At 45.7% G+C, this 23,725-nt stretch carries 21 protein-coding genes and 1 tRNA gene; 9 read left to right on the top strand and 13 right to left on the bottom strand.

Annotated features, from left to right (window positions below):
- Positions 1-29 precede the first annotated feature (29 nt).
- Positions 30-467 carry a GNAT family N-acetyltransferase gene (locus H3H32_RS28890; protein WP_182459195.1) on the bottom strand — a complete coding sequence of 146 codons (438 nt, stop codon included), beginning with the start codon at positions 465-467 and terminating at the stop codon, positions 30-32.
- Positions 464-1,390, bottom strand: coding sequence for a hydroxymethylbilane synthase (hemC, locus tag H3H32_RS28885; RefSeq protein ID WP_182459194.1), 927 nt, complete (start codon positions 1,388-1,390; stop codon positions 464-466). Before hemC ends, H3H32_RS28890 begins: the two co-directional genes overlap by 4 nt.
- A gap of 291 nt (positions 1,391-1,681) precedes the next feature.
- Here hemC and H3H32_RS28880 point away from each other — a divergent pair, with 291 nt between their 5' ends.
- Positions 1,682-2,086 (top strand): Hsp20/alpha crystallin family protein, encoded by a 405-nt coding sequence (locus tag H3H32_RS28880; protein ID WP_182459193.1) that lies wholly within the window; start codon positions 1,682-1,684, stop codon positions 2,084-2,086.
- A gap of 292 nt (positions 2,087-2,378) precedes the next feature.
- On the opposite strand, the gene H3H32_RS28875 is transcribed toward H3H32_RS28880, so the two are convergent.
- The 5 genes from H3H32_RS28875 to kaiC all read right to left on the bottom strand — a co-directional run bounded on the left by H3H32_RS28875 (position 2,379) and on the right by kaiC (position 6,904).
- On the bottom strand, positions 2,379-2,930 hold the full coding sequence (locus tag H3H32_RS28875; protein ID WP_182459192.1) for an RNA polymerase sigma factor: 552 nt from the start codon (positions 2,928-2,930) through the stop codon (positions 2,379-2,381).
- A 294-nt stretch (positions 2,931-3,224) separates the two neighbouring features.
- Positions 3,225-4,550 carry a sensor histidine kinase gene (locus tag H3H32_RS38070; RefSeq protein WP_182459191.1) on the bottom strand — a complete coding sequence of 442 codons (1,326 nt, stop codon included), beginning with the start codon at positions 4,548-4,550 and terminating at the stop codon, positions 3,225-3,227.
- Between the two features lie 5 nt (positions 4,551-4,555).
- On the bottom strand, positions 4,556-4,873 hold the full coding sequence (locus H3H32_RS28865; protein ID WP_182459190.1) for a circadian clock KaiB family protein: 318 nt from the start codon (positions 4,871-4,873) through the stop codon (positions 4,556-4,558).
- Positions 4,874-5,167: a circadian clock KaiB family protein gene (locus H3H32_RS28860; protein ID WP_182459189.1), complete on the bottom strand. Its 294-nt coding sequence runs from the start codon at positions 5,165-5,167 to the stop codon at positions 4,874-4,876.
- A gap of 27 nt (positions 5,168-5,194) precedes the next feature.
- On the bottom strand, positions 5,195-6,904 hold the full coding sequence (kaiC, locus tag H3H32_RS28855) for a circadian clock protein KaiC (RefSeq protein ID WP_182459188.1): 1,710 nt from the start codon (positions 6,902-6,904) through the stop codon (positions 5,195-5,197).
- Positions 6,905-7,244: 340 nt separating this feature from the next.
- On the opposite strand from kaiC, the gene H3H32_RS28850 reads away from it, so the two are divergent.
- From H3H32_RS28850 to H3H32_RS28840, 3 genes are all read left to right on the top strand, one after another.
- Positions 7,245-9,989: a family 78 glycoside hydrolase catalytic domain gene (locus H3H32_RS28850; protein ID WP_182459187.1), complete on the top strand. Its 2,745-nt coding sequence runs from the start codon at positions 7,245-7,247 to the stop codon at positions 9,987-9,989.
- A 218-nt stretch (positions 9,990-10,207) separates the two neighbouring features.
- Complete coding sequence (locus H3H32_RS28845; protein ID WP_182459186.1) at positions 10,208-11,152, top strand: cation diffusion facilitator family transporter; 945 nt, start codon at positions 10,208-10,210, stop codon at positions 11,150-11,152.
- A gap of 217 nt (positions 11,153-11,369) precedes the next feature.
- Positions 11,370-11,909 (top strand): DUF6252 domain-containing protein, encoded by a 540-nt coding sequence (locus tag H3H32_RS28840; protein WP_182459185.1) that lies wholly within the window; start codon positions 11,370-11,372, stop codon positions 11,907-11,909.
- 257 nt (positions 11,910-12,166) lie between these two features.
- On the opposite strand, the gene H3H32_RS28835 is transcribed toward H3H32_RS28840, so the two are convergent.
- The gene (locus H3H32_RS28835; RefSeq protein ID WP_220472570.1) at positions 12,167-12,766 is read right to left on the bottom strand and encodes a YbhB/YbcL family Raf kinase inhibitor-like protein; all 600 of its coding nucleotides are present in this window, start codon (positions 12,764-12,766) and stop codon (positions 12,167-12,169) included.
- A 65-nt stretch (positions 12,767-12,831) separates the two neighbouring features.
- On the bottom strand, positions 12,832-13,656 hold the full coding sequence (locus H3H32_RS28830; protein WP_182459184.1) for an SGNH/GDSL hydrolase family protein: 825 nt from the start codon (positions 13,654-13,656) through the stop codon (positions 12,832-12,834).
- A gap of 217 nt (positions 13,657-13,873) precedes the next feature.
- On the opposite strand from H3H32_RS28830, the gene H3H32_RS28825 reads away from it, so the two are divergent.
- Entirely contained in the window at positions 13,874-14,554 is a 681-nt protein-coding gene (locus H3H32_RS28825) for a GNAT family N-acetyltransferase (protein WP_182459183.1), read from the top strand.
- Positions 14,555-14,935: 381 nt separating this feature from the next.
- Here the strand turns inward: H3H32_RS28825 and H3H32_RS28820 are convergent, their stop codons facing one another.
- From H3H32_RS28820 to fabD, 3 genes are all read right to left on the bottom strand, one after another.
- The gene (locus H3H32_RS28820) at positions 14,936-16,192 is read right to left on the bottom strand and encodes a cation:proton antiporter (RefSeq protein WP_182459182.1); all 1,257 of its coding nucleotides are present in this window, start codon (positions 16,190-16,192) and stop codon (positions 14,936-14,938) included.
- Positions 16,193-16,407: 215 nt separating this feature from the next.
- Positions 16,408-16,478: transfer RNA gene (locus tag H3H32_RS28815), tRNA-Gln, on the bottom strand.
- 127 nt (positions 16,479-16,605) lie between these two features.
- Entirely contained in the window at positions 16,606-17,481 is an 876-nt protein-coding gene (gene fabD, locus H3H32_RS28810) for an ACP S-malonyltransferase (RefSeq protein ID WP_182459181.1), read from the bottom strand.
- Between the two features lie 504 nt (positions 17,482-17,985).
- Here fabD and H3H32_RS28805 point away from each other — a divergent pair.
- From H3H32_RS28805 to H3H32_RS28790, 4 genes are all read left to right on the top strand, one after another.
- The gene (locus H3H32_RS28805) at positions 17,986-18,681 is read left to right on the top strand and encodes a succinate dehydrogenase cytochrome b subunit (protein ID WP_182459180.1); all 696 of its coding nucleotides are present in this window, start codon (positions 17,986-17,988) and stop codon (positions 18,679-18,681) included.
- Between the two features lie 106 nt (positions 18,682-18,787).
- On the top strand, positions 18,788-20,725 hold the full coding sequence (locus H3H32_RS28800; RefSeq protein ID WP_182459179.1) for a fumarate reductase/succinate dehydrogenase flavoprotein subunit: 1,938 nt from the start codon (positions 18,788-18,790) through the stop codon (positions 20,723-20,725).
- 126 nt (positions 20,726-20,851) lie between these two features.
- A complete protein-coding gene (locus tag H3H32_RS28795) occupies positions 20,852-21,610 on the top strand; it encodes a succinate dehydrogenase/fumarate reductase iron-sulfur subunit (protein ID WP_182459178.1) in 759 nt (252 codons plus the stop codon).
- A 125-nt stretch (positions 21,611-21,735) separates the two neighbouring features.
- Complete coding sequence (locus tag H3H32_RS28790; RefSeq protein ID WP_182459177.1) at positions 21,736-22,359, top strand: hypothetical protein; 624 nt, start codon at positions 21,736-21,738, stop codon at positions 22,357-22,359.
- 190 nt (positions 22,360-22,549) lie between these two features.
- On the opposite strand, the gene prfA is transcribed toward H3H32_RS28790, so the two are convergent.
- A complete protein-coding gene (gene prfA / locus H3H32_RS28785; protein ID WP_182459176.1) occupies positions 22,550-23,623 on the bottom strand; it encodes a peptide chain release factor 1 in 1,074 nt (357 codons plus the stop codon).
- Between the last annotated feature and the right edge of the window lie 102 nt (positions 23,624-23,725).

The raw sequence follows: 23,725 nt of genomic DNA, 5'->3' as shown, positions 1-23,725 counted from the left end.
TCTCTGCGTCCTTTGCGTTTAAAAAATCATTATAAATCCAGCTTGAAATGGTGGCTGGCAATATTGAATCGTTTGTTCAGGTAGAGTCGATGGGCATCGTAACGTGCTGGGTTCTGACCCGAATCGAGCGACACACATTGGCAATTCGACTGTTTCGCCTGGCCAATCACAAAATCGACTAAAGCACCCGCATATCCTTTGCCACGCCCTTCGGGTAACGTCGAGAGATCGTCGATGTAAAGGGTTTTGCCGCTGTACAGAAAATTCAGGTACCGATAACCCGTTACGGCAGGCACCGTATCGTCTGGATTCTCAGGCTCTACGAACGCAAGCACAAAACCATCGGTCGCCTGTTGAGAGCGGATTCGCTCAAACGCTTCTTCGGGTGTTAGGTGCGACCGTAAAGCCAGCATGGCAGGAATGCAGCGCCGAATATCAGCGTCGGATTGGGCAATTTTTATTGTCATAGTTGTTGGCGGATTTGCTGTAATAACTCATCGCCCCCGCGTTCCAGAATGCTTTCGGCCAGTGAATGACCAAGCTGTGGCGCTTCCTGAGGTGTGCCCGTAAAAGTTTCGCGAAGTAGCTGACTGCCATCCAGGCTAACTAAACCACCCGTTAGGCTGATGGTCTGTTCGTTGGTCCATTGCGCCAGCGCGAACGATGGAATGCTACATCCTCCTTCGAGTCTGGCCAGAAAGGCCCGTTCGGCCCGTAAGCAGGCGGCAGTTGGCTCGTGATTAATGATTCGGGTGAGGGTTTCGGCTACTTCGCTATCTAAAGAAGTAGCCACTTCAATCGCGACGCTTCCCTGACCAACAGCGGGCGTAAATTCGGTAATGGGTAAATGTTCAACAATCAGATCGTCGTATTCCATCCGGTGAACACCCGCGTAAGCAAGCAAAAGGGCGTCGCATTGGCCTTCATCGAGTTTACGAATCCGGGTTTGCAAATTGCCGCGCATGTCGACGGCTGTCAAATGGGGGCAATAATGCTTCAGCATAGCTACCCGGCGTGTCGATGAGGTGCCAATTCGGAAAGGCTGCCCACCTTTAAGGGATACGTCTTTATTTCGGCTAACCAGTACATCGTTGGCCAGTTCTCGTTCCGTAAAGGCGATAATGTCCAGATCGTCAGGTAAACTTGAGGGAAGGTCTTTGGCACTGTGAACCGCAATATCGATCGTGCCATCGCGCAGCTGGTCTTCCAACTCCTGCGTAAATACACCTTTGCTACCAATCTTCGCGAGTGAGCGGTCGAGGACTAAATCACCTTTGGTTTCAATAAGCACCAACTCAGAGGTCAAGCCCGCTTTTTGAAGTAACGTTTGTATGTAAGCGGCCTGCCAGATTGCTAGTCGGCTGCTTCGAGTTCCAACTTTGATATGCATGATCTAGCAAAGATACGGCAGGAACGTCAGGTTTTTAGGTACACAAGGCGACTGTGGCAAAGTGTAGAAAGAGAACCCCACAGAGACCATAAATCGCAACACTATTCTCAGTACGTACATAAACTCGTAAAACTGTCAGAATGCCCTTCTCTTGTGTCAAAACGGCATATACTGTCGAAAATAAGGCTTTTTGAACTGACATCCTGACTTATAAAATAGGATTAATCCATTAGGCACGACGTTTGTCTAAGAAATAAATGAATTGAATTAAGCAGTAAAACAACATCCACTATGAAAACGATAGAAAACGTGTTTAAGGGAACTGGCGGTCAGATCGACTTGCTGAACACCCTATATGGTGGGGCGAGTCAGACCACCATGAATGTTGAGCGAGAAGATGAACGCTTAATCATTACCTTATCGGCTCCAGGTGTAAAGGCTAATTCATTTAATGTGTTGGTCGAGGGTAGCAAGCTCGTTCTCTATACGTTACTAGTGAGTACGTCTGAACGTCAGGAAGAAGGCACCAGTCAACGATTGGCCGTGCCTATGTTCCTCCGGGTTCTGGATATTCCGTCGTTCATCGACGCCGATCATATCGAAGCTGTTCACGAACAAGGCCGGGTTATGGTGATGTTGCCCTTTAAAGACGAAGAGCATTTGCACCGTCGAATCGATATTAAAAACTTATTCTAAGCTAAGTGTACCCTCCTGAATTTCTTCCGGGGCCCGAGAGTCCTGTTGCCTATAGATGAGTTCTAAGCCGCTTTTACGAAAGCGGCTTTTGATTTTTAGAGCCGTTAGCAATTACATAGCAGGGTTTTCTGGTAAAAATGGCCTGATTACTGTATAAGTCACAACTAACAAGGCCAGACATATGCGATATGTCTGGCCTTGTTAGTTGTGTTAATTACTAATATTCCTTTAGACGGTAACGGTATCAAGTGGTCACTAGTTAACTATAAAAATAAATAAAAAAAATAGTGGCCTATCCATGATACTGTCGTGCGCACAATCGGTGCACTTTTTCCCGACTTCGTTTTAGTCTCATTTTAACCGCACTGAGCTTGAGTCCATACAACTGAGCAATCTCTTCAATACTCATGTTGTCTTCGTATTTTAAACGCAATAACTTACGCTCTTCAACCGATAGGGTATCCATGGCCTGTCTGACGACCTGGAGCGTTTCTTCGTGTAACTGGGCCTCCAACGGTTCTGTTTTGTACCAGTCCTGACTTCCTTCCAGCGTGGTGGTTGGTAATCGTTTGGCTAGTTTGATCTGGTCGGCGCAGTAATTGTAAGCAATGGAGTAAAGCCAGGTCGAAAAGCTGGATCGTTGTTGAAAGGCATCCAGTTTATTAAATACCTTCAAGAAAATATCGTGGGTGAAATCTTCGGCCTGTACAGAATCGTTAGTCATTGACAGGCACCGGCGGTATACTTTCTTGACATACCGGTTATAGAGAGCTTCGAAGCAATGATCGGGCTGAGTAGGTAAATACTGCCGAATCATCTCTTCGTCGGTTAAAGAGACCTGCATGATAAATCGTTAATTATGGGTTAGCTTAAGTTTACAAAATAAATATATATATATGACTGATAGACATTGATATTCGATTTTAGTTAACAGATGGACTATGAATTTATTTAACGGTGTATATACATATATATAAACAAGTTGTCAGAAGTTAGGCAAAGCCTTTAGAAACCAATCTGAGAACACATTTGGGGGTTGAGAAGGCATAGTTTATACGCTCAAACTGGGATTTAGCCCAATTTTTAATACCTTATTTCGAATGTAAAACGGGTTAAGAAAACGTAATAATCCGTATCGCTAGAGTTGCGTTATGTTACTCTGTATAGGAAAATAGATCTCAAATGTGGCACCTTCGCCTGGTTCACTAATAGCGGTAATGGCTCCGCCATGATTAGCGGTTACTTTTTCGCAAATAGCCAGGCCAATACCTGTACCCGGAAATTCCGTCTTACCATGCAGGCGCTGGAAAACCTGAAAAATCCGATCAACGTACTTCTGGTCAAAACCAATACCATTGTCCGACACACTTATTTGGTAATAGGTATCAGCCTGGAGAATTGGTTTTATCGAGACAGGCAATTTTGCCGAATCTACCGTTTGAGAGCTGACTCGAATCTGGGGCGTAACCCCAGCCCGGCGAAACTTGAGGGCATTCGTCAATAAATTTTGGAATAGTTGCTCCAGTTGCGATCGGTCGCCTTGTATCGTGGGCAACGGGTCGACGGAAACAACGGCACTTTTTTCCTGAATTAATAGCTCCAGATCACTAAGAACGATGTTGACTACATCGTTCAGCGAAATGGAAGTCGTTGTGTTTTGTTGAGTAGAGATGCGGGAAAAGCTCAGTAAATCTTTAATCAGTGTCGACATTCGGCTGGCCGCTACCTGCATTCGCTCCAAATGCCCGGTTCCATCACCTAACTGATCTTTATACTGGCTTTTCAGAAGGTCGCCAAACGATTGGATCTTTCGTAAAGGCTCCTGTAGATCATGGCTGGCGATATAAGCAAACTGCTGAAGATTATTGTTGGATCGATTCAGGGCCTGATTACTAACTTCCAGCGCAGCATTGGCCTTGGCTAGCTTTTCATTGTTAATTCTTAGCAATTGCTGGCTATGTTTCTGAGCGGTCAGATCGGTCAGGATTATACTCAGGCAAACTCCCCCATCAAGCTCAAGGTCTGTTGCCGAAAGTTGACAGGGAACCAGGTTTTGGTTATTGCTAATAAGCATGAACTCAATCTTTCGATTGCCCGTCCAGATTCCCCGGAGTAAGTCATTAAACATTTCCTGACAATCGGGGGTCGTAAATTGGTTGAAAGACAACCCAATTACTTTCGATAGGGGCAATTCAACCATAGTAGCAAAGGTTGAATTACTGTATAAAATAAGGCCGTCTTTATTCAGCGTGACAGCCCCTTCATTCATCGTTTCAATAAAAATCCGGTAGGTTTGATCAGCTGTTTTCAGCGTATAAAGCTCATGACCGTCTTCGCCCTCAACAACTAAGGCATCGATCTGACCAGTACGAATGGCCTGTATTGTTTCGGTTGCTTCTTCGAGCTGCCAGCGCAGACTTTCATTTTCGGCTAGCAGTTGCTCGTATGTTTTCCCCCCATTCATGCTCATTACCTGGAAATTCCTAATCCGGCGAGTATCTTTTCGGTGTCTGACAAATCACCAACTAATCTTCGTTCGGGCAAGGGCAGTCGTTTAATCAATAAAGGCAACGCAATCAGTTGCTCCCGTTCTGCCAGTTCTTTTTGCTGATACACATCAATAATTTCCAGTGAATACTTTCCTGGTATATACGATTCGCAAATGTGTTTAAGATTTGCAATTGCCCGTGTTGAATGCAGGGATGCTCCTGTTACAAATAAATGCAATACGTAGAAACCGTCTTCGGCATCTGGATCGGTATCCTCTGGTTGTGATGGTTCAATCATCTACTTACTTGCCGGACGAATGTTTAAGCCTACCAGAACTTTTTCTTCATTAGAGAGATCGCCAATGATTTTGCGAATGGGTTCAGGTACCTTTTTGACTAAGGTGGGCACCGCAAAAATCTGGTCGCCTTCGGCCAGTTGTGGTTTTACCAACAAGTCGATTACCTCAATGATGTATTTATCTTTCAAATACTCCTCACAATACTTTTTCAGATTGCTCAGAGCAGTTTGCGATTTAGGCGTGTTTCCGGCAATATAGAGTCGCAACTCCCAGGTATCTTCTTTTGTTTTCATCGATAGTTAGTTGAGTCACCTGATAAATTACTCATTATGTCGGTTACGGGTAATCTGTTCACGATTTTTGTCCATCACCTCTTTTCGTAATTCGTCCTCAACGTAGGTCTTATTTAACTCATCCTGTACCGATTCGAACTCTTCTTTCAGGCTCGCTATTTTTGATTCGAGTATTAATCGCTTGCGTTCAATTTCCCGATTTTTACGGCTAACGGCGTGTTCGCGCAGGACCATTCCCGTCTCTTCCTGTAATTGCTGCGCTTCTCGGGCCGATCCCGTCAATACGCCCTCGGGGCCTAAATAAACGTCAATCATACTTAGCCCCTTGTCGGTAATTACAAATTCCCGCACCTGATTCGAGTGCTTCATACCCCGCGATTTCATGACGTACATGCCCCGATTCCGCTCGCCATTCGATTCGATATCGCGTACCAGCAGCCAGGCATCTACTAATGATGAAACACCTTCGTCTGTTTGTTCATTGACCACATTATTTAGCGAAAGTGCTGTGAACAGAACGGTTATTTGTTCGGCCTGTAAAAAATCGATCAACCGCATCAGCATTGACTTGACATCGCTGACGGAACCAACCGTGATCAGATTGGTAATTGGGTCCAGGATAACGGCTGCTGGCTTGAATTCTTTAATTTGGTTATGAATGCTTACCAAGTGCATTTCAAGGCCATTCAAAGTTGGGCGTGATGCCTGAAATTTTAGCAAGCCATTATCGATATGTCCTTGGAGATCAAGGCCGATAGAACGCATGTTTCGAATAATCTGCTGGGGCGATTCCTCAAAAGCGAAGTAAATACAGCGTTCGTTCCGTTGGCAGGAGGCATCGGCAAATGAGGCTGCAATACTGGTTTTCCCGGTACCGGCCGTGCCCGAAACCAGAATACTGCTGCCCCGGAAAAAGCCCTGACCATCCAGCATTTTATCCAGCGTAGGTATGCCCGATGAGATACGTTCGGACGAGACGGGATGATCCAGCGTCAGAGACGTAACGGGTAATACCGAAATGCCCTTCTCGTTAATTAAAAATGGGTATTCATTGGTACCGTGTACGGAGCCCCGATATTTGACAATACGAAGAAGACGGGTCGAGATTTGATTGTTGATCCGGTGATCCAATAAAATAACGCAGTCGGAAACGTACTCTTCGAGACCGTGACGGGTTAACATCCCTTCGCCTTTTTCCCCCGTAATGATAGTGGTTACTTTCTTTTCTTTCAACCACTCGAACAACCGTCGTAACTCTGCTCGCAAAATTCCCTGATTAGACAGACCTGCAAACAGATTTTCGATTGTATCCAACACCACCCGTTTGGCTCCTATGCTATCAATGGCATACCCTAATCGGATAAATAAACCATCCAGATCATACTCGCCAGTTTCTTCTATTTCGCTTCGTTCAATGTGAACGTGGTCGAGCTTGATGATTTTGTCTTTTTGAAGCTGATCGAGGTCAAAACCCAACGATGCCACGTTTTGGGTCAGTTCTTCGGTTTTCTCCTCAAAGGCCATAAAGACACCCGGCTCATTATAATTCATTGCTCCACGAACAATAAATTCCATTGAGAACAAAGTTTTGCCACTACCGGCACTACCACAAATAAGGGTTGGGCGTCCGGCGGGCAAGCCTCCCGTCGTTATTTCATCCAGGCCATTAATCCCGGTTGGGGATTTTGGCAGAGATTTTAAAGGTGTATTGTGTTTGCTGGATGTTGTTGAACTCATTTAAGTAAGAAGGGGGTCTGATCCACTAAATCATCGGCTTTACCCAAAAATGACATTCGTAAAGTCCTTTATCTCATTCGATTAATCAGACTTGACACATGATTTCTATGATATATACTCGAAAAATAGGAAATAGTTTTTTAAGAAACGGTATATAGTAACGTAAACTATACGTAATACTTTTTCAGATGTTTACTAACTAGCAATGAACTTAATGGTGTTTACGGATCGCTTAATATACAGACCAAAAAGTAGGAAAGTATAGGGAAGTATCTGTATAAGTGAATTTTATATTTGAAAAATCATATAATCCGTATCGAATCCCTCTTTATAAGTCTGCATGAAAAAATACCGTTTTCTTTTTGCGTTGCTTCAATTGATTAGTGTCTGGTCTGTTGCTCAATCGAGCGTTCAACAACTGCTAACCGAAAATCGAGTCAACCCCATTGGCTTAGATGTGACCACTCCTCGGTTTAGTTGGCAACTGATTGCTACGAAACAGAATGTTCAACAAACCGCTTACGAAATACGGATCAGCACCGACGCTGCTTCAGTAGCTAAAGGGACTGTCTGGCAGTCGGGTCGGGTTGCCTCCGATCAATCGGTGCATGTACCTTATGCGGGGGCTGCCCTAAAGCCGGGTCAGCGGTATTTCTGGCAGGTTCGTATTTGGGACAACACATCGGCCAAGCCATCGGTCTGGAGTCCGGTAGCGTTTTGGCAAACGGGTATGTTGTCTGCCGAAAATTGGAAAGCCAAATGGATCGAGCCGGGCTATGTGGAAGACACTCTTAATAGGCCTAGTCCCCTGATGCGGAAGGTATTTTCGGCATCAAAGAAAGTGCGTTCGGCTACTTTATCTATCACGGCGCATGGCCTCTACGAAGCCCAGATAAACGGAAAACGCGTTGGTGATGCCTATCTGACACCCGGCTGGACAAGCTATAACAACCACCTTCAGTATCAGACTTACGATGTTACGAATCTGCTGAATCAAGGCAAGAATGCGATTGGTGTATCGTTGGCCAGCGGCTGGTATCGGGGCCGATTGGTTTGGGAGAATCAACGGAATATGTACGGCAAAAATCTGGCGGTATTGGGGCAACTGGCCATTACGTATACCGACGGAAGTACGGAGACAGTTATTACTGATGAGAGCTGGAAATCATCGACAGGCCCCGTTCGTTTTGCCGAAATCTACGACGGTGAAATCTACGATTCCCGGCTTGAAAAAGCAGGCTGGACAACTGCAGGCTACTCCGATTCCGATTGGTCGGGTGTAACAACGAAACCGTTTGGATATACCAATCTGGTAGCCAATTATAACGAACTGGTTGGGCAGCACGAAACCCGCAAACCCGTAAAAGTGATAACGACGCCCAAAGGTGAGACCGTGCTGGATTTCGGGCAGAATATGGTGGGCTGGGTGAAGTTCAAGGTAACCGGAAAGGCTGGGGATAAAGTCGTGCTTTCGCACGTGGAGATGCTCGATAAATTCGGTAATCCCTACTTCGAAAACCTGCGTACAGCAAAAGCACTGGCAACCTATCTGCTCAAAGGAGGGACCGAAACGCTTGAGCCCCATTTCACCTTTTTCGGCTTTCGCTATGTACAGATCAATGGATTAACCGGCCCAATCAATCCCGCTGATTTTACCGCGATAACCCTATATTCCGACATTCCGAAAACCGGCGAGTTCACGACCTCGAATGCCCTAGTCAACCAATTACAAAGCAATATTCAATGGGGTCAACGGGGTAATTTCCTCGACGTTCCTACCGACTGCCCGCAGCGCGACGAACGGCTTGGGTGGACTGGCGATGCCGAAGTGTTTTCCCGAACGGCGGCTTTCAACTTTGGCGTCAATAATTTCTTCGCCAAGTGGCTCAAAGATGTTACTGCCGATCAGTTTCCGAACGGAGCCGTTCCGTTTATCATCCCTGATGTGCTTAATAAACGGCCGGTTAAAGATGAACCAACAGGTGCAGCAGGCTGGTCGGATGCGAGCATTATTATTCCCTGGAACATGTACCTGGCCTACGGCGATCGGCGTGTTGTAGAGCAACAATACGCCACCATGAAAGCGTACGAAGGCTATATGGAACGTGTGGCGAAAAATGATCTCTGGAGTGAAGGTTTCCAGTTTGGCGACTGGTTATCCTACGTAACTACCGAAGGCAGCCCGGCTTTTGAGGCCAAATCGGCCTTCACCGACAATCATTTAGTAGCGCAATGTTTTTACGCCTATAGTACCGATCTGATGCGAAAAGCAGCTATGTTATTAGGTAAAACCAAAGACGCTGTCCATTATACGGCCCTTCTGGAACGGATTAAAAAAGCCTTCCAGAACGCTTATATGACCCCAAGCGGACGTCTGATTTCGGATACCCAAACCGCTTATGTACTGGCATTGCAATTCGACATGATTCCCGAAAATCTGCGCCCGCAAGCGGTAGATCGACTGGTTGGCAATATCAAAAAATATGACAACCACTTAACCACGGGCTTTCTGGGCACGCCCTTCTTATGCCACGTATTAACTCGTTTTGGCCGGACCGATGTGGCTTACAAGTTACTGTTGCAGGAAACGTACCCATCGTGGTTATATCCGGTGAAAATGGGAGCCACGACGATCTGGGAGCGCTGGGATTCGATGAAACCCGACAGTACTTTCCAAAGTCCATCCATGACATCGTTTAACCACTACGCATACGGAGCCGTTGGCGACTGGATGTATCGAACCATTACCGGCATTGATACCGACGAAGCCGGACCTGGTTATAAACACACGATCATTAAGCCACAACCAGGCGGAGGCTTAACATCGGCGAGTGCCAGTTTGCAAACGTATTACGGCATGGTTCGGTCGAGTTGGAAAAAAGAAGCAGATAATCTGTCGTTTACAGTAGAAATTCCAGCCAACACGACAGCTACCGTCTATGTCCCAGCCAAAAGTGCTGAATCTGTTCGGGAGAATGGTAAATCGATAACAGCGGCAGGATTGATGGTATCCGCTACCGAACCTGGTTATGTAGTGCTGAAAATTGGATCAGGTGTGTATAATTTCACAACCTCAGGATTATAGAGTAATTGTTTCCGTCCCGTAGTGTCAGGTTCTTCAACCTGACACTTTTAGGTTTCTCAAAACCTATCGGTTCAAAGAGTAGGTTTTGAGAAACCTAAGAATGTCGGTTATAGGTAACCGACATCACGCGAACGCGAGTCTGTACCACACGTGCCATTATCCACAAAAAGAAGTAGTTTAAGGGTTGAACATCTGAAACCGGGTTCAGTTTCAACACTATGGCTTCTTCTAAAACACCAATCTACACGGCGTTAGCCGCTAACTTAGGTATTGCCACCACTAAGTTTATTGCTGCCAGTATTACAGGAAGTTCGGCGATGATTTCGGAAGGGATTCATTCATTGGTCGATACGCTGAATGAGTTGTTATTGCTGTTGGGGCTTAGTCGAAGTCAACGTCCACCCGATCAAAAGCGTCCGTTTGGGTATGGGCGTGAGCAATACTTCTGGGCGTATGTAGTGGCACTCCTCATTTTTGCCGTAGGTGGGGGCGTTTCCTTCTACGAAGGCGTAACCCACATGCAACATCCAGAGCTGATCAAAGACCCGTTCTGGAATTACATTGTGTTGGGGGTTGCCTTTACATTAGATGGTTATTCCCTGATTACTGCCTGGCGAGCTTTCAATGCTACCCGTGGTGATCAATCGCTATGGGCGGCTATAAAAGATAGTAAAGACTCGGCTACGTTCACGATTCTGTTTGAAGATGCGTCCGATGTCTTAGGCCTGATCATTGCCTTTCTAGGCGTGTTTTTAGGGCATACCTTTAACAACCCCTATCTGGATGGGCTGGCGTCGATTCTCATTGGCTTGCTGTTAGTCAGTGTAGCCGTTGTTCTGGCGCGTGAAAGCAAAAGTTTACTCCTGGGCGAAGGGGTTTCTCCACAACTGTCTGCCCAGTTAGTGGCATTGACCGAAGCCGATCCAGCGGTTCTAAAGACGATTCAAATTGCGACAATCTATCTCGGTCCAGAAGAAATCACCTTAGTGCAGAGCGTAAATTTCCACGCTGAATTAACAACTGATGCTATCAATCAGGCCATTGTGCGTATTCATGCGTCAATTCAAAAAGCTTTCCCGGAAATAAAACACCCGTTCATTCAGCCGGTAGCTATGCCTGAAAACAGCGATATGTTACTTCCCCGAACAGGGGTAAGTCATTAGGGTGTTGACTATCAGATAATAAAAGTAGAGCCCATATATATTCTTCGCCACTTGTATACTGGTGCCCACCGCTCTTAAAGCCAAAGCCGCTTCCTGTATAGTTGCCTCAATGAGGGCCTTCGGGTTGTTGTAGGTTTGATTCATCAAAGGAAAACAAGGCCGCATAAACCATCGGCTTTTCCTAAAAATCACTCACAAAACAACCAATTATTCAGTCATGAAAACTACGTATGTAATCGCCCTGTTTGCCATCATTTCTACGCTTAGCGCGTGCAGCAAAAAATCGGATGATGTAATGCCTGCTCAAACGCAAACCACCACGACCCCGACTACGCCAACTACTCCTACAACACCAACTACACCCACACAGTCGACCACTCAGGTGGCAGTGGGTTTTCAGGTCAAAGTTGATGGATATGTCTACACACCTGACTTAAACTATGCCCTGACCACCTCGCCAGGGGATGATAATTACTACGGTATTTATGGTCTCGATAGTAAAACCGGAAACCTGGTTGCCCTGCTATTACCTAAAACCGTTGGCGAAGGAACCTTTCCTATTAACACGACTAATCTTGGCATTATGACGGTCAATCAATTTGATTTCTCGACCCGAAACGGTGGCGCAGGAACCGTTACGATTACCAAAAAGACGGCTACCAATGTGATCGGCACATTTAGCTTTACGACCTATGATGCCTCTGGTACGATCAAAAGTACGTTGACCGAAGGTAGCTTCAATGTCGCGTTTAAGTAGCTTTTTAGACTCACCGGGTTTTAACCCGGTGAGTCTAAAAAGAAATTAATTAGTCCGACTCAATAATTAACGTGAATAATGGATAGAATCTAAAATTGGCAACTGATTATCAGTGATTTATAATGTTATTTTTTGTCATCCCGACGTCAGGAGGGATCTTCAGCAACTGGTTATTTACCGAAGATCCCTCCTGACGTCGGGATGACAAAAACAAGGATAATTCTATTCGTAAATCCTCCATAATTCACGTTAATTAGTTACTGAGGCCGCTTAAATAATCCTACGTAAGCTGCCTTGCCAAGTACGTGATTCTGAATCGCTTTCATAACATTCTGACGGGTTTCTGACCCCTCGGCACTAGGCTTTACATCAAGTTTCGTATCCAACGCATAAAGTTCAAAGATGTAATGATGTAAAGGCCCCGAAGCCGCAGCACCCGGCCCACGATAGGATGGCGTGAATACATTCATCTGATAACTGCCATCTGGTAATTGTGCCCCGCCAGGAATTCCTTCGGGCAGCCCTGTGAGGTTGGCCGGAATATTCCAGACCAGCCAGTGAAGATTGTCATCAATGCTTTTGTTGCGGCTTACATCCACATCGTGCATATGAAGGATAAAACTCTGCGTACCAGCCGGAACGTTGGTCCAGCTTAATTCGGGAGAAGTCCCTCCGCCCGGAGCTGCACCTGGAGCCGCCTGGGTAAACTTGATCGGAATGATGCCGCCATCTGGAAAAGCCGAACTGGTTAATCGCATGGGTGGAGCTGCTGGCGCCGTTGTTGATGTAGGCTGCTGGGCAAAAGTTGCCGAAGTGCTACAGATCAGCAGTGTGATAATGAGCTTAAATCGATTCATGGTTGCGATTTTGTTTGGCAAGCTTGACCGGAACATTTTTCAGGATGATGACCTGTTCGTTCCAGTTAATAGCGTTTCATGATCTTAACCAGCTGTCGGCTAATGAGTTCATAGCCTTTATCGGAAGGATGCAATCCATCATAGGTTTTGTCAATCGATTCAACCGGATAGGGGTACTCATCTGTTTCGGGATTAAAGGGGATATCAATGAATTTCGGATACGGATAGTTGTTGTAAACCCCGCTTTTGGGATCTTTCAGTCGTTTATACTTAACCAGCTTTTTGGCCTCTAAACCTTTTAGGTGATAGAGATCAACCACAGGGAAATGGTCAAAGCGGCCAATTGAATCGATTGCGTTGGCGAAGGCTTCGAGGTATTGGCCATTTTTAGCTTTATACGACCCGTAGGCGTTATTTTTGAAATTCGCCACATAAACGAAATCAACTCGCTGCATGGGCGTGATTAAGATAATCGGTGCCTGCGGATTTAAACTTCGGAGTTTATCGACAATGATGCGGAATGAGCCATAGACGGTGTTATTACCCGTATTGCGTTGATAATCGTCCAGACGACCTAAAGGCCTACCAGACCACCAGTCATTCGTGCCCAAAAAGATTGAATAGACATCTGCTTTAGTCAGTCCTAATGTTTCAGCAGCCTTTGCAATGCCACCCGAAGTCCAGCCATTATGACCCTGATTGATGTACTTAATGTAAGGTAATTCCTCCGTAACGCGGGTCATATACCCTTTCGTAATGCGATTTCCGGTTTCATCTTTATGCTCATTCAGGTAGGTAATCGAATCGCCGATGGCTACCCACGTAAGTTCTTTGTGTTCTATCGAGCTGGTCAAGCCAACCAGCATTAAGAGCAGAACCAGATTTTTCATAATGCTATGTTTCCCGTTGTATTGCCTGAAAAGGGGAATAGACGGCCTGTTTACTGATGATATTTGCCGTTCCAGCATCACAAATCATTCCTGTATTTTGGGCCTGTTGGGTAAAAAAGCAGTTTTGGGCCGTACAGAACCCTATTTCTTAAGCGTGCGTTTAGCCTTCCATAAGGCAGAGTTCACCGTATAGGGGTTGAGCGTGCCCATCTACCTAATGAAACATATTCTGGATAATCCAGCCTGGAACGCACTATGTTCCGGCAATAGTCAGTTGTCTGTGGGAACTGAAACCGCCAAGTATTTTGTCGCAGAAGTGTCGCCCTTTGCGGGTATTCAGGAAAATACCCCGGAAAACTTTGACCACTTACACCAAATTGCTCCGTCTGATAGCGCGGTTATTTTAATTGCCGACGAGCCGCTAACAATTCCCGAAAGCTGGAAAATACTGAATCGGATAGATGGTTTTCAGATGGTTTATACGAAACGTATTGACCCTGTTCCGCCAACGGCACCAATTGTGCCCCTAACCGAGCAGCACGTGCCTCAGATGTTGGCGCTAACGAAATTGACGAATCCAGGTCCGTTTTCGCGGAGAACAATTGAGTTTGGCCATTATGAAGGGATTTTTGAGGGTGATGCACTGGTGGCGATGACTGGCCAGCGGTTACACGCGTTTGACTTTGCCGAAATTAGCGCGGTCTGTACGCATCCCGATTATTTGGGTAAAGGGTATGCCCGACAACTTATCCTCAATCAAATTTATCGAATTCAGGCCAATGCGGGCACGCCTTATCTACATGTGCGATCCGATAATACGCGGGCTATTGGCGTCTACGAGGCTATGGGATTTGAACGTAGAACTGAAATTTACTTTTACGTATTATTTAAAAATTAGCCGATGGTAGCGTGTATTAAAACCTGATTTCGGTCATTCAGACCTTGGGTCGATAACGCTTTTAGTGTGGATTCGGGATTAGATACGGTCCGTATCGATTTTCGGTCAAAATCCCGTAGGGATCAAACAGCGCAGCGTTGGTAGAAGAATTTTGTTTTCAAGGTAAAATGTGCCGTCAGGTACATAACTATTGTGTACCTGACGGCACACGTTCTCTACACATGGGGCAATTGCTACCGATGCTGCGCTGTGAAGACCCTATCGGGCCAAAATAAATGCGGGCTAATCTCACACGTTATGCTTCGGTCAAAATTGGCTGTCCAATTTCCTTTCCCAAGCGTACTAAGCAGTCTATAAACATGCGGGCCTCACAAAGCCTATTTACCGTGCTGCCGAAGTTTCAAGTGGTTTCTTCATTTGGGTAAGCTTGCCTACCGTCAACCCTTGTACCATAACGGAGAAAACAACGATGAAATAAGTGATTGACAAAAACAGGTTCTTATTCAGGTCTTCGTCGATGGATAAGGCCAGCGCCACAGAAACACCACCGCGTAAGCCACCCCATACCAGAATGGTAATCGTTCGTCGGTCAAACTTTGTGTCGAAAGGAATGAGTAAGGTCGGGACCCATATCGAAATGAATCGGGCAAATAGCACTACGGCGATGCTAATAATTCCTACTAGCCAGTAATTCATAATGTGTGGAATCAATAGCAATTCAAATCCAATAATCAGGAAAAGAATAGCGTTCATGATCTCATCGATTAACTCCCAAAACTTATCCAGATAATCGCGGGTATTCACGGAAATACGGGTAGCTTTCCCAAAATTGCCAACCACTAATCCGGCCGCAACCATCGTTAATGGGCCTGAGATATGCATGGCACGAGCCACTAAATACCCGCCCATAACCACGGCCAGCGTAATTAACGCCGACACATTAGCACTGTCGATTTTCTGCATAGCCTTTGAGCCAACGTATCCAATCAGTAGCCCCATACCAAAACCGCCGAGTGCTTCCTTAATAAGCAGCCAGGAGATGTTGCCAAACGACAGATCTACATCCGATCCCTGAGCCAACTGCAATAAAACGACAAATACCACAACGGCCACGCCATCATTAAACAGGGATTCGCCCGCAACCTTTGTTTCCAGTGATTTACGCACACCAGCCTTTTTCAGAATGCCCAATACGGCAATCGGATCGGTTGGCGAGATTAAGGCACCAAAAACCAGGCATTGAATTAAAGGAACGTTCAACCGGAAAAACGGTAACAGGAAATACGTTAAAGCCCCAACCAGTAACGTCGATATAATCACGCTGATGGTTGAGAAAACGATAATGGGTGCGCGCTGCTCCCGAAGGTCTTTGAGCCGTACGTGAATAGCGCCTGCAAAAAGTAGAAAATTGAGCATGGCGCCCATCAGGATTTCGGTAAAATCCAGATTTGCTATAAAACGCGAGAAACTATCGAACAGGTTTGGGAAGATATTACCCGTAATAACCAGGGCTACCGAAACCACCATAGCCATCAGCATAATACCGATAGTAGGCGGTAGTTTTAAGAAGCGTTCGTTGACGTAAGAGAATATAGCGGTTAGAACGATGAGGACTGAAAATGAATAGTATAATTCCATATAATGACGATGAGTGGGCAATGACAAACCGCATTATACGAAAAAAAAGGGACTTTTGCCAGTGATCTCTGAAAGGCTTTGGGTGTAGAAAGGTGGACCAGGCTGTAGTTTGTTGGCGAAAATGAACCGCTATAGCTACAAAAGAGGTGGTATTTTAAGCTAAAAACAAAAAACGCTTAACCGACTGATGAATAGTCAATTAAGCGTTTTTGTAGTAGCCCGACCAGGATTCGAACCTAGACAAACAGAACCAAAATCTGTTGTACTACCCTTATACTATCGGGCTGCTTTTGCAATTGCGAGTGCAAAGGTAACTGACAAATGGAGTTAAAAGCAAATTCTGTTTCAAAAAAAATGAGCTTTTTGTATAAATAATTAATAGACCTCCTGATTCACAGAGGTCTATTAATTCATCAAATGCCTGCAACTGGCGTAGCAGGGCTAATCTTTTTGATTAATCCCTGAAGAACTTTGCCAGGTCCGCACTCAAAGAAGCTGGTAGCGCCATCAGCCACCATACGCTCAACGGACTGTGTCCAGCGAACGGGCGATGTGAGTTGGGCGATCAGGTTTTCTTTAATTTGTTGTGGCTCTGTTACCGCTTCTGCGTTTACGTTCTGATAAACGGGGCAGCGTGGTGCGTTGAAGATCATTGTTTTCACGGCTTCAGCGAATTCGTTTCGGGCGGGTTCCATAAACGGGGAGTGGAAAGCCCCACTTACTGCCAGCGGCACAACCCGCTTGGCTCCGGCTGCTTTCAGGCGCTCTTCGGCTAGTTGGATGCCTGCTACGCTTCCAGAAATAACTACCTGACCAGGACAGTTGTAGTTGGCTGGAACCACAATCTCTTCGGTGATGCCGGCACATACTTCTTCAATAGCCGCATCGGCCAAGCCTAGTACGGCAGCCATAGTCGATGGGGCTAACTCGCAGGCACGCTGCATGGCCGTTGCTCGAATTGACGCCAACCGAAGACCATCTTCAAAAGACAATACTCCCGCTGCTGTAAGCGCCGACAATTCACCAAGAGAGTGACCCGCCACCATGTCTGGAACAAATGAATCGGTGGTGAGGGCCATGACAACACCATGCAGAAAAACGGCAGGCTGCGTATAAATGGTTTGTTTAAGGTCTTCGTCGGAACCTTCAAACATGATTTTGGTCAGGTCGTAGCCCAGCACCTGATTTGCCTGATCGAACAATTGGCGGGCAGCGTCGGAGTTCTGGTAGAGGTCCTGGCCCATACCGCGAAACTGCGAACCCTGACCCGGAAATACGTATGCGTTCATAATGAAATTCTGTTGACAGGTGAAACGGTCAAAGGGTGCGAAAATAGCGGGATAATTGTCGTTCTTCAAACGGGAAATCGTACGCTACTGTTTAAGTTTTTGACTATGAGGAATTTATGTCAATTTGAAGATGAGCTGTCGTTAGTTCGTATTATGGATAAACAATGGACTACCACAGCCCGTTGTCAAGCTAATCTGGCCGAAATAGACCGCTGACTTTAAGGGGTTATCAGATCGGTTATGGTTTTCGTAGGCTGGCTGACAGTCTTGGATTGAACGCTATAAATACGATCAGGACAAAGATTTTCTGGAAAAATTATACTGATTACAAAAAACGATAACCTATTGTAATCGGCTAATTTATACCGGCTGTAAATTAAGTTATAAAAAGGCGGATAATACCGCTTAATCTTGTTTCCGTGGCGTTTGTGCTTTAGCTTTGATGCGCCGTTTAAACCGGCTTTTCTTCAATCGTTTACACTAAATTTTCGTGTCGTTCACCGTATGGCTTGGGTAACACAAACTCTGTCCAGCTCCCTCGGCCGCAAGGTCATTATGTCGCTGACGGGACTGTTTTTATGTTCTTTTTTAATTGTACATATGGCTGGTAACCTCCAGCTGTTTAAGGGTGATGGCGGACGGGCCTTCAATGAGTATACGTACTTCATGACGCACAATCCGCTGATCAAGACCGTTTCTTACCTGCTTTATACCTCTATTCTGGTGCATGCCCTGATGGCGTTTATTCTGACGCGCCATAATCAGGCATCACGCCCAATTAAGTATGCGTATAGCAAGCCAGAAGCAAACAGCGATTGGTCGTCTCGTAACATGGGTATCCTGGGGTCTATCCTGCTGTTTTTCATCGTCGTACACATGCGTACATTCTGGTTCGAAATGCACTTCGGGGCAGTTCCTGTAGCCGAATATGATGGGAAAGAGTACAAAGACCTGTACACAGTTGTACAGGCTGCCTTTGGCGAACTGTGGTATGTGGCCCTGTATGTTATCTGTATGGTTGCCTTGGGTTATCACCTGGCGCATGGTTTTCAGAGCGGCTTTCAGACATTGGGTATCCGGCACAAGAAATATACCCCAGCTATCGAGTTCCTGGGTAAATTTTTCTTTGCTATCATCATCCCGGCAGCCTTTGCGGCCATGCCGATTTACGTGTATTTACAGGTTCACCATATTATTTGAGTGATTGAGTGATTGAATGATTGAATTAAAACCAGCCCACAATTTTGCTCGTTTGTCAACTCAACCAGTCAATCACTCAATCATTCGCTCATTCAAAATTTGACGAATGACACTGGAATCTAAAATCCCCGCAGGTCCTTTAGCCGAAAAATGGGCACGGCATAAATTTGCGTTGAAACTGGTCAACCCGGCCAACAAACGTAAATACGATATTATTGTAGTTGGTACGGGTCTAGCTGGTGCTTCGGCGGCTGCGTCGCTGGCAGAGTTGGGCTATAACGTAAAGGCATTCTGTTTTCAGGATAGTCCACGTCGGGCGCACTCGATTGCGGCTCAAGGTGGTATCAACGCGGCTAAAAATTACCAGAACGACGGCGACAGTGTGTTCCGTTTGTTCTATGACACAATCAAAGGCGGTGACTACCGCGCTCGTGAGGGAAACGTTCATCGGCTGGCAGAGGTTAGTGTCAATATCATCGACCAATGCGTAGCGCAGGGTGTTCCGTTTGCCCGTGAGTACGGCGGTACACTCGCTAACCGATCATTCGGTGGTTCGCAGGTGTCGCGTACGTTCTATGCGCGTGGTCAAACAGGTCAGCAGTTGCTGTTAGGGGCTTACTCGGCGCTGAGCCGTCAGGTGTCTACCGGAAAAGTAAAACTATACCCTCGTACCGAAATGCTCGACCTGGTTGTTGAAGGCGGCAAAGCGCGGGGTATTGTCGTTCGGAACCTGATCACGGGTAAAATCGAATCGCATTCAGGGCATGCTGTGCTGCTTTGCACAGGTGGTTACGGTAACGTGTTCTACCTCTCGACGAATGCGATGGGTTGTAACGTAACGGCAGCCTGGAAGGCCCACAAGAAAGGGGCATTTTTCGGGAACCCTTGCTTTACACAAATTCACCCAACCTGTATTCCGGTATCGGGCCACTACCAATCGAAACTGACGCTGATGTCGGAATCGTTGCGGAACGATGGTCGGGTTTGGGCACCGAAATCGAAAGAAGATGCGCAGAAAATCCAGAAAGGTCAGTTGAAACCAACCGATCTGCCGGATGACGCGCGTGACTACTTCCTCGAACGTCGGTATCCATCGTTTGGAAACCTGGTGCCTCGCGACGTGGCTTCGAGGAACGCCAAATACGTTTGCGATGAAGGCCGTGGCGTAGCTAAAACCGGTCTGGCTGTTTATCTTGACTTCGCCGATGCGATCAAACGCGACGGTCAGAAAACGATTGAAGCCAAATACGGTAACCTCTTCGAGATGTACGAAAAAATCACTGGCGAAAATCCGTACGAAACGCCAATGATGATCTACCCTGCCGTCCACTATACGATGGGAGGTTTATGGGTCGACTACAACTTGATGACCACGATTCCGGGTTTGTATGCCCTTGGCGAAGCGAACTTCTCTGATCACGGTGCTAACCGACTCGGTGCATCGGCCTTGATGCAGGGGCTTGCCGACGGTTATTTCGTGATTCCATACACGGTTGGTGATTATCTGGCTACCATTGGGCCTGCTGATAAAATTCCAGTCGATTCGCCAGCTTTCAAAGAAGCGGAGAAGAAAGTTCAGGATCAGATTAATCGTCTATTATCGATTAAAGGTGATCGTCCCGTTGATGATCTGCACAAAGAACTAGGCCATATCATGTGGGAATACTGCGGTATGTCTCGCACTGCCGAAGGGTTGGCCACTGCTAAACAGAAGATTCAGGCACTGAAAAAAGAGTTCTGGAGCAATGTGAAAGTGTTGGGCGATGCCGATGAAATGAACCAGGCTCTCGAACAGGCAGCCCGCGTAGCTGACTTTATCGAACTCGGTGAACTAATGGTCGATGATGCCCTGAACCGGAACGAATCGTGTGGTGGTCACTTCCGCGAGGAGTACCAGACGCCCGATGGGGAAGCGTTGCGTGACGACGAAAATTACGCTTATGTAGCTGCCTGGGAGTATCAGGGTGAAAACCAGCCTGAGGTACTCAACAAAGAAGTGCTTGAGTTCGAAAATGTGAAACTGACACAGCGGAGTTATAAATAAAGTTATAGAGTTGGAAAGTTATAGAGTTATATAGTTGCAAAGCCATAAAGTGGTCTAATCACCACCAACTTTTTAACTATATAACGTTACGACTCTACAATTGTATAACCTTACAACTTTTGTAAGATGAAGATCAACCTAAAAGTCTGGAGACAGAAAAATAGCAATACAGCCGGGAAATTGGTCGAATATCAACTGGATAACGTATCGGAAGATATGTCGTTTCTGGAAATGTTCGACGTACTGAACGATTCGCTGACCCGGAAAGGCGAAGATCCTGTTACGTTCGACCACGATTGCCGGGAGGGTATCTGCGGTACGTGTTCGATGTACATCAACGGACGAGCGCACGGCCCACAAACGGGTGCTACCACCTGTCAGTTGCACATGCGCTCGTTTAACGATGGCGACACCATTGTGGTTGAACCTTGGCGGGCACGTTCATTCCCGGTTATCAAAGACCTGATGGTTGACCGGGCCGCTTTCGACCGGATTATCCAATCGGGAGGTTATGTTTCGGTGAATACCGGTTCGGCTCGTGACGCCAACGAAATCCTGATTCCTCGTACCATTGCTGATGAAGCGATGGACGCTGCGGCCTGTATTGGTTGTGGTGCCTGCGTAGCAGCTTGTAAAAATGCGTCGGCTATGCTGTTCGTTTCGGCGAAAGTGTCGCAACTAGCGATCCTGCCACAAGGTCATTCGGAGCACAAAGAGCGGGCTGAACGTATGGTGGCGCAAATGGATGCAGAAGGTTTCGGTGCTTGTTCATTCACCGGCGCTTGCTCGGTTGAGTGTCCAAAATCGATTTCGCTCGATCACATTGCCCGCATGAATCGTGAGTATCTGGGTGCTAAAATCAGCTCAGATAACGTTAACGGATAAAAATAGAATAGCAATGAAAGCCCGACTAGTGATGGTCGGGCTTTTTGTGTTTAAATGCAGGTGTCAGCGAACTTTGTATTATAGAACAGAAGAGATAACTAAAATAAGATACGAATCATTGACGTATGAATGGGTTAATTAAAGAATTCGGTTCGAGCTCAGAAGTGCTAAGTTTTGTAAGGGAGCATGATGGCGTAAAACTTACAGATCTTAATGAGTTTGGTGTAGAATACTATGTACTAAGTGGCGATGAATTTATTATATATTCAAAAGAGATTAATGTTGGGTATTTATACAATAATTATTCGCTATTTAGAAAAATACATACGAATTCAATTCCAGAAGATATTAATTTTATTCATAAATATCTATATAAATTTAAAAGTCCTAAAGAGTTTAAAGCTAGCTGTATTAATGAATTGTCACAAGTTCTAGGTACATCAGTACAATATAATTTAACAGAAGAAAAACTTTTAGAGTTTTCAAATTTATTGAGCAAGAAATTGCATTCTTTTAAAGAAGGTAATTTATATACAAATTTAGTGTTTTTTGTTGGGGAACTAATTATTCTAAAAAAAAAGGCACATTGGGAGATTTTACTGACTGTTATGTTTTATAGTGCTCACCTTCCTGAAATAATTACACCCAATAACCTCATTTATAGTCCGAAATGGATAGTTGATGAAATATTAAATAGACAAATAAGCTTTATAGATATGTTTGAGATTGGCCTAAACTCTGCTTATTAAAATCTTATTTTTGATAGGATTAAGTTTGGCTATAAAATTTAATATTATATACTGGTTACGATTGAATGTAATCTTTCTTCAAATAATCTCTTTATATAAAATGAGTTATAAAGCATTTCTAAACTAAGTACAAAAATAAGAGGCCTATACGCATGAGTATAAGCCTCCGTTGTTTTTGTACTTACTCGCTTTAAGCCGTTGCTCCTTCCTTCAACCGCTCAGCGTTTTCGGCGATGCGAAGCTGCTCGATAAAATCACCGATACCACCATCCATAACAGCAGGAAGATTATAAACTGTCATACCAATCCGGTGGTCGGTTACACGGCTTTGGGGGTAATTGTAGGTTCGGATTTTGTCGGAACGGTCGCCACTACCGACCATCGTTTTTCGTTGTGAGGCAATGGCGTCGTTGTGCTTCTGCAATTCAATTTCATACAAGCGCGACCGTAATACAGTCAAGGCTTTGTCGAAATTTTTCAACTGCGACCGTTCGTCCTGACATTGTACAACCAGACCTGTCGGAATGTGCGTCAGACGTACCGCTGAGTATGTGGTGTTTACTGACTGTCCACCCGCTCCCGACGAACAGAACGTATCTTTCCGGATGTCATTCATATTGATCTCAACGTCCACTTCTTCGGCTTCGGGCAGCACGGCTACGCTGGCAGCTGAGGTGTGAATACGGCCCTGGGTTTCGGTAGCCGGTACGCGTTGCACGCGGTGGACACCCGATTCGAACTTGAGTTTGCCGTACACATCTTCGCCTTCGATTTCGGTAATGATCTCTTTATAGCCCCCCGATGTTCCTTCCGTGTAATCGACCAGCGACATGCGCCAGCCCATTTTCTCGCAGAACCGTTGGTACATGCGGAAAATATCGCCCGCAAAGATGGCTGCTTCGTCGCCACCTGTGCCACCACGAATTTCGAGAATAACGTTTTTGCTGTCGTTAGGATCTTTCGGCATCAGCATTTCCTTGAGCACTTCCTCCATAGTTTCCCGCCGGGGTAGCAACTCATCTAATTCGCCTTTCGCCATTTCCCGAAAATCTTCGTCCTTTTCGGTGGCAATGATTTTCTTTGCATTTTCGATCTCTTCAAGCAGTTGGGTATAAGCCTGATACTGCACTACGATCTTTTCTAAATCTTTATATTCTTTACTAAGCTTCATGAACCGCTTCTGGTCTGAAACGGCTTCGGGCTGTACAATTTGTTGAGCTACTTCGTTGAAGCGTTCACGAATGGCTTCTAACTGGTCAAGCATGAGTTATAACTTTATTTGTGGTTCCACCGGAACCACAAGAGTATGTGACAATTAAGAAATACAAAATTACGAAAATCCCGTGGTTCGGCACTCCGATGGTTT

Origin of the sequence: Spirosoma foliorum, assembly GCF_014117325.1 — a bacterium.
Classification (GTDB): domain Bacteria; phylum Bacteroidota; class Bacteroidia; order Cytophagales; family Spirosomataceae; genus Spirosoma; species Spirosoma foliorum.
The sequence above is the reverse complement of the archived record's forward strand: the minus strand, read 5'-3'. Positions and strand labels throughout refer to the sequence as shown.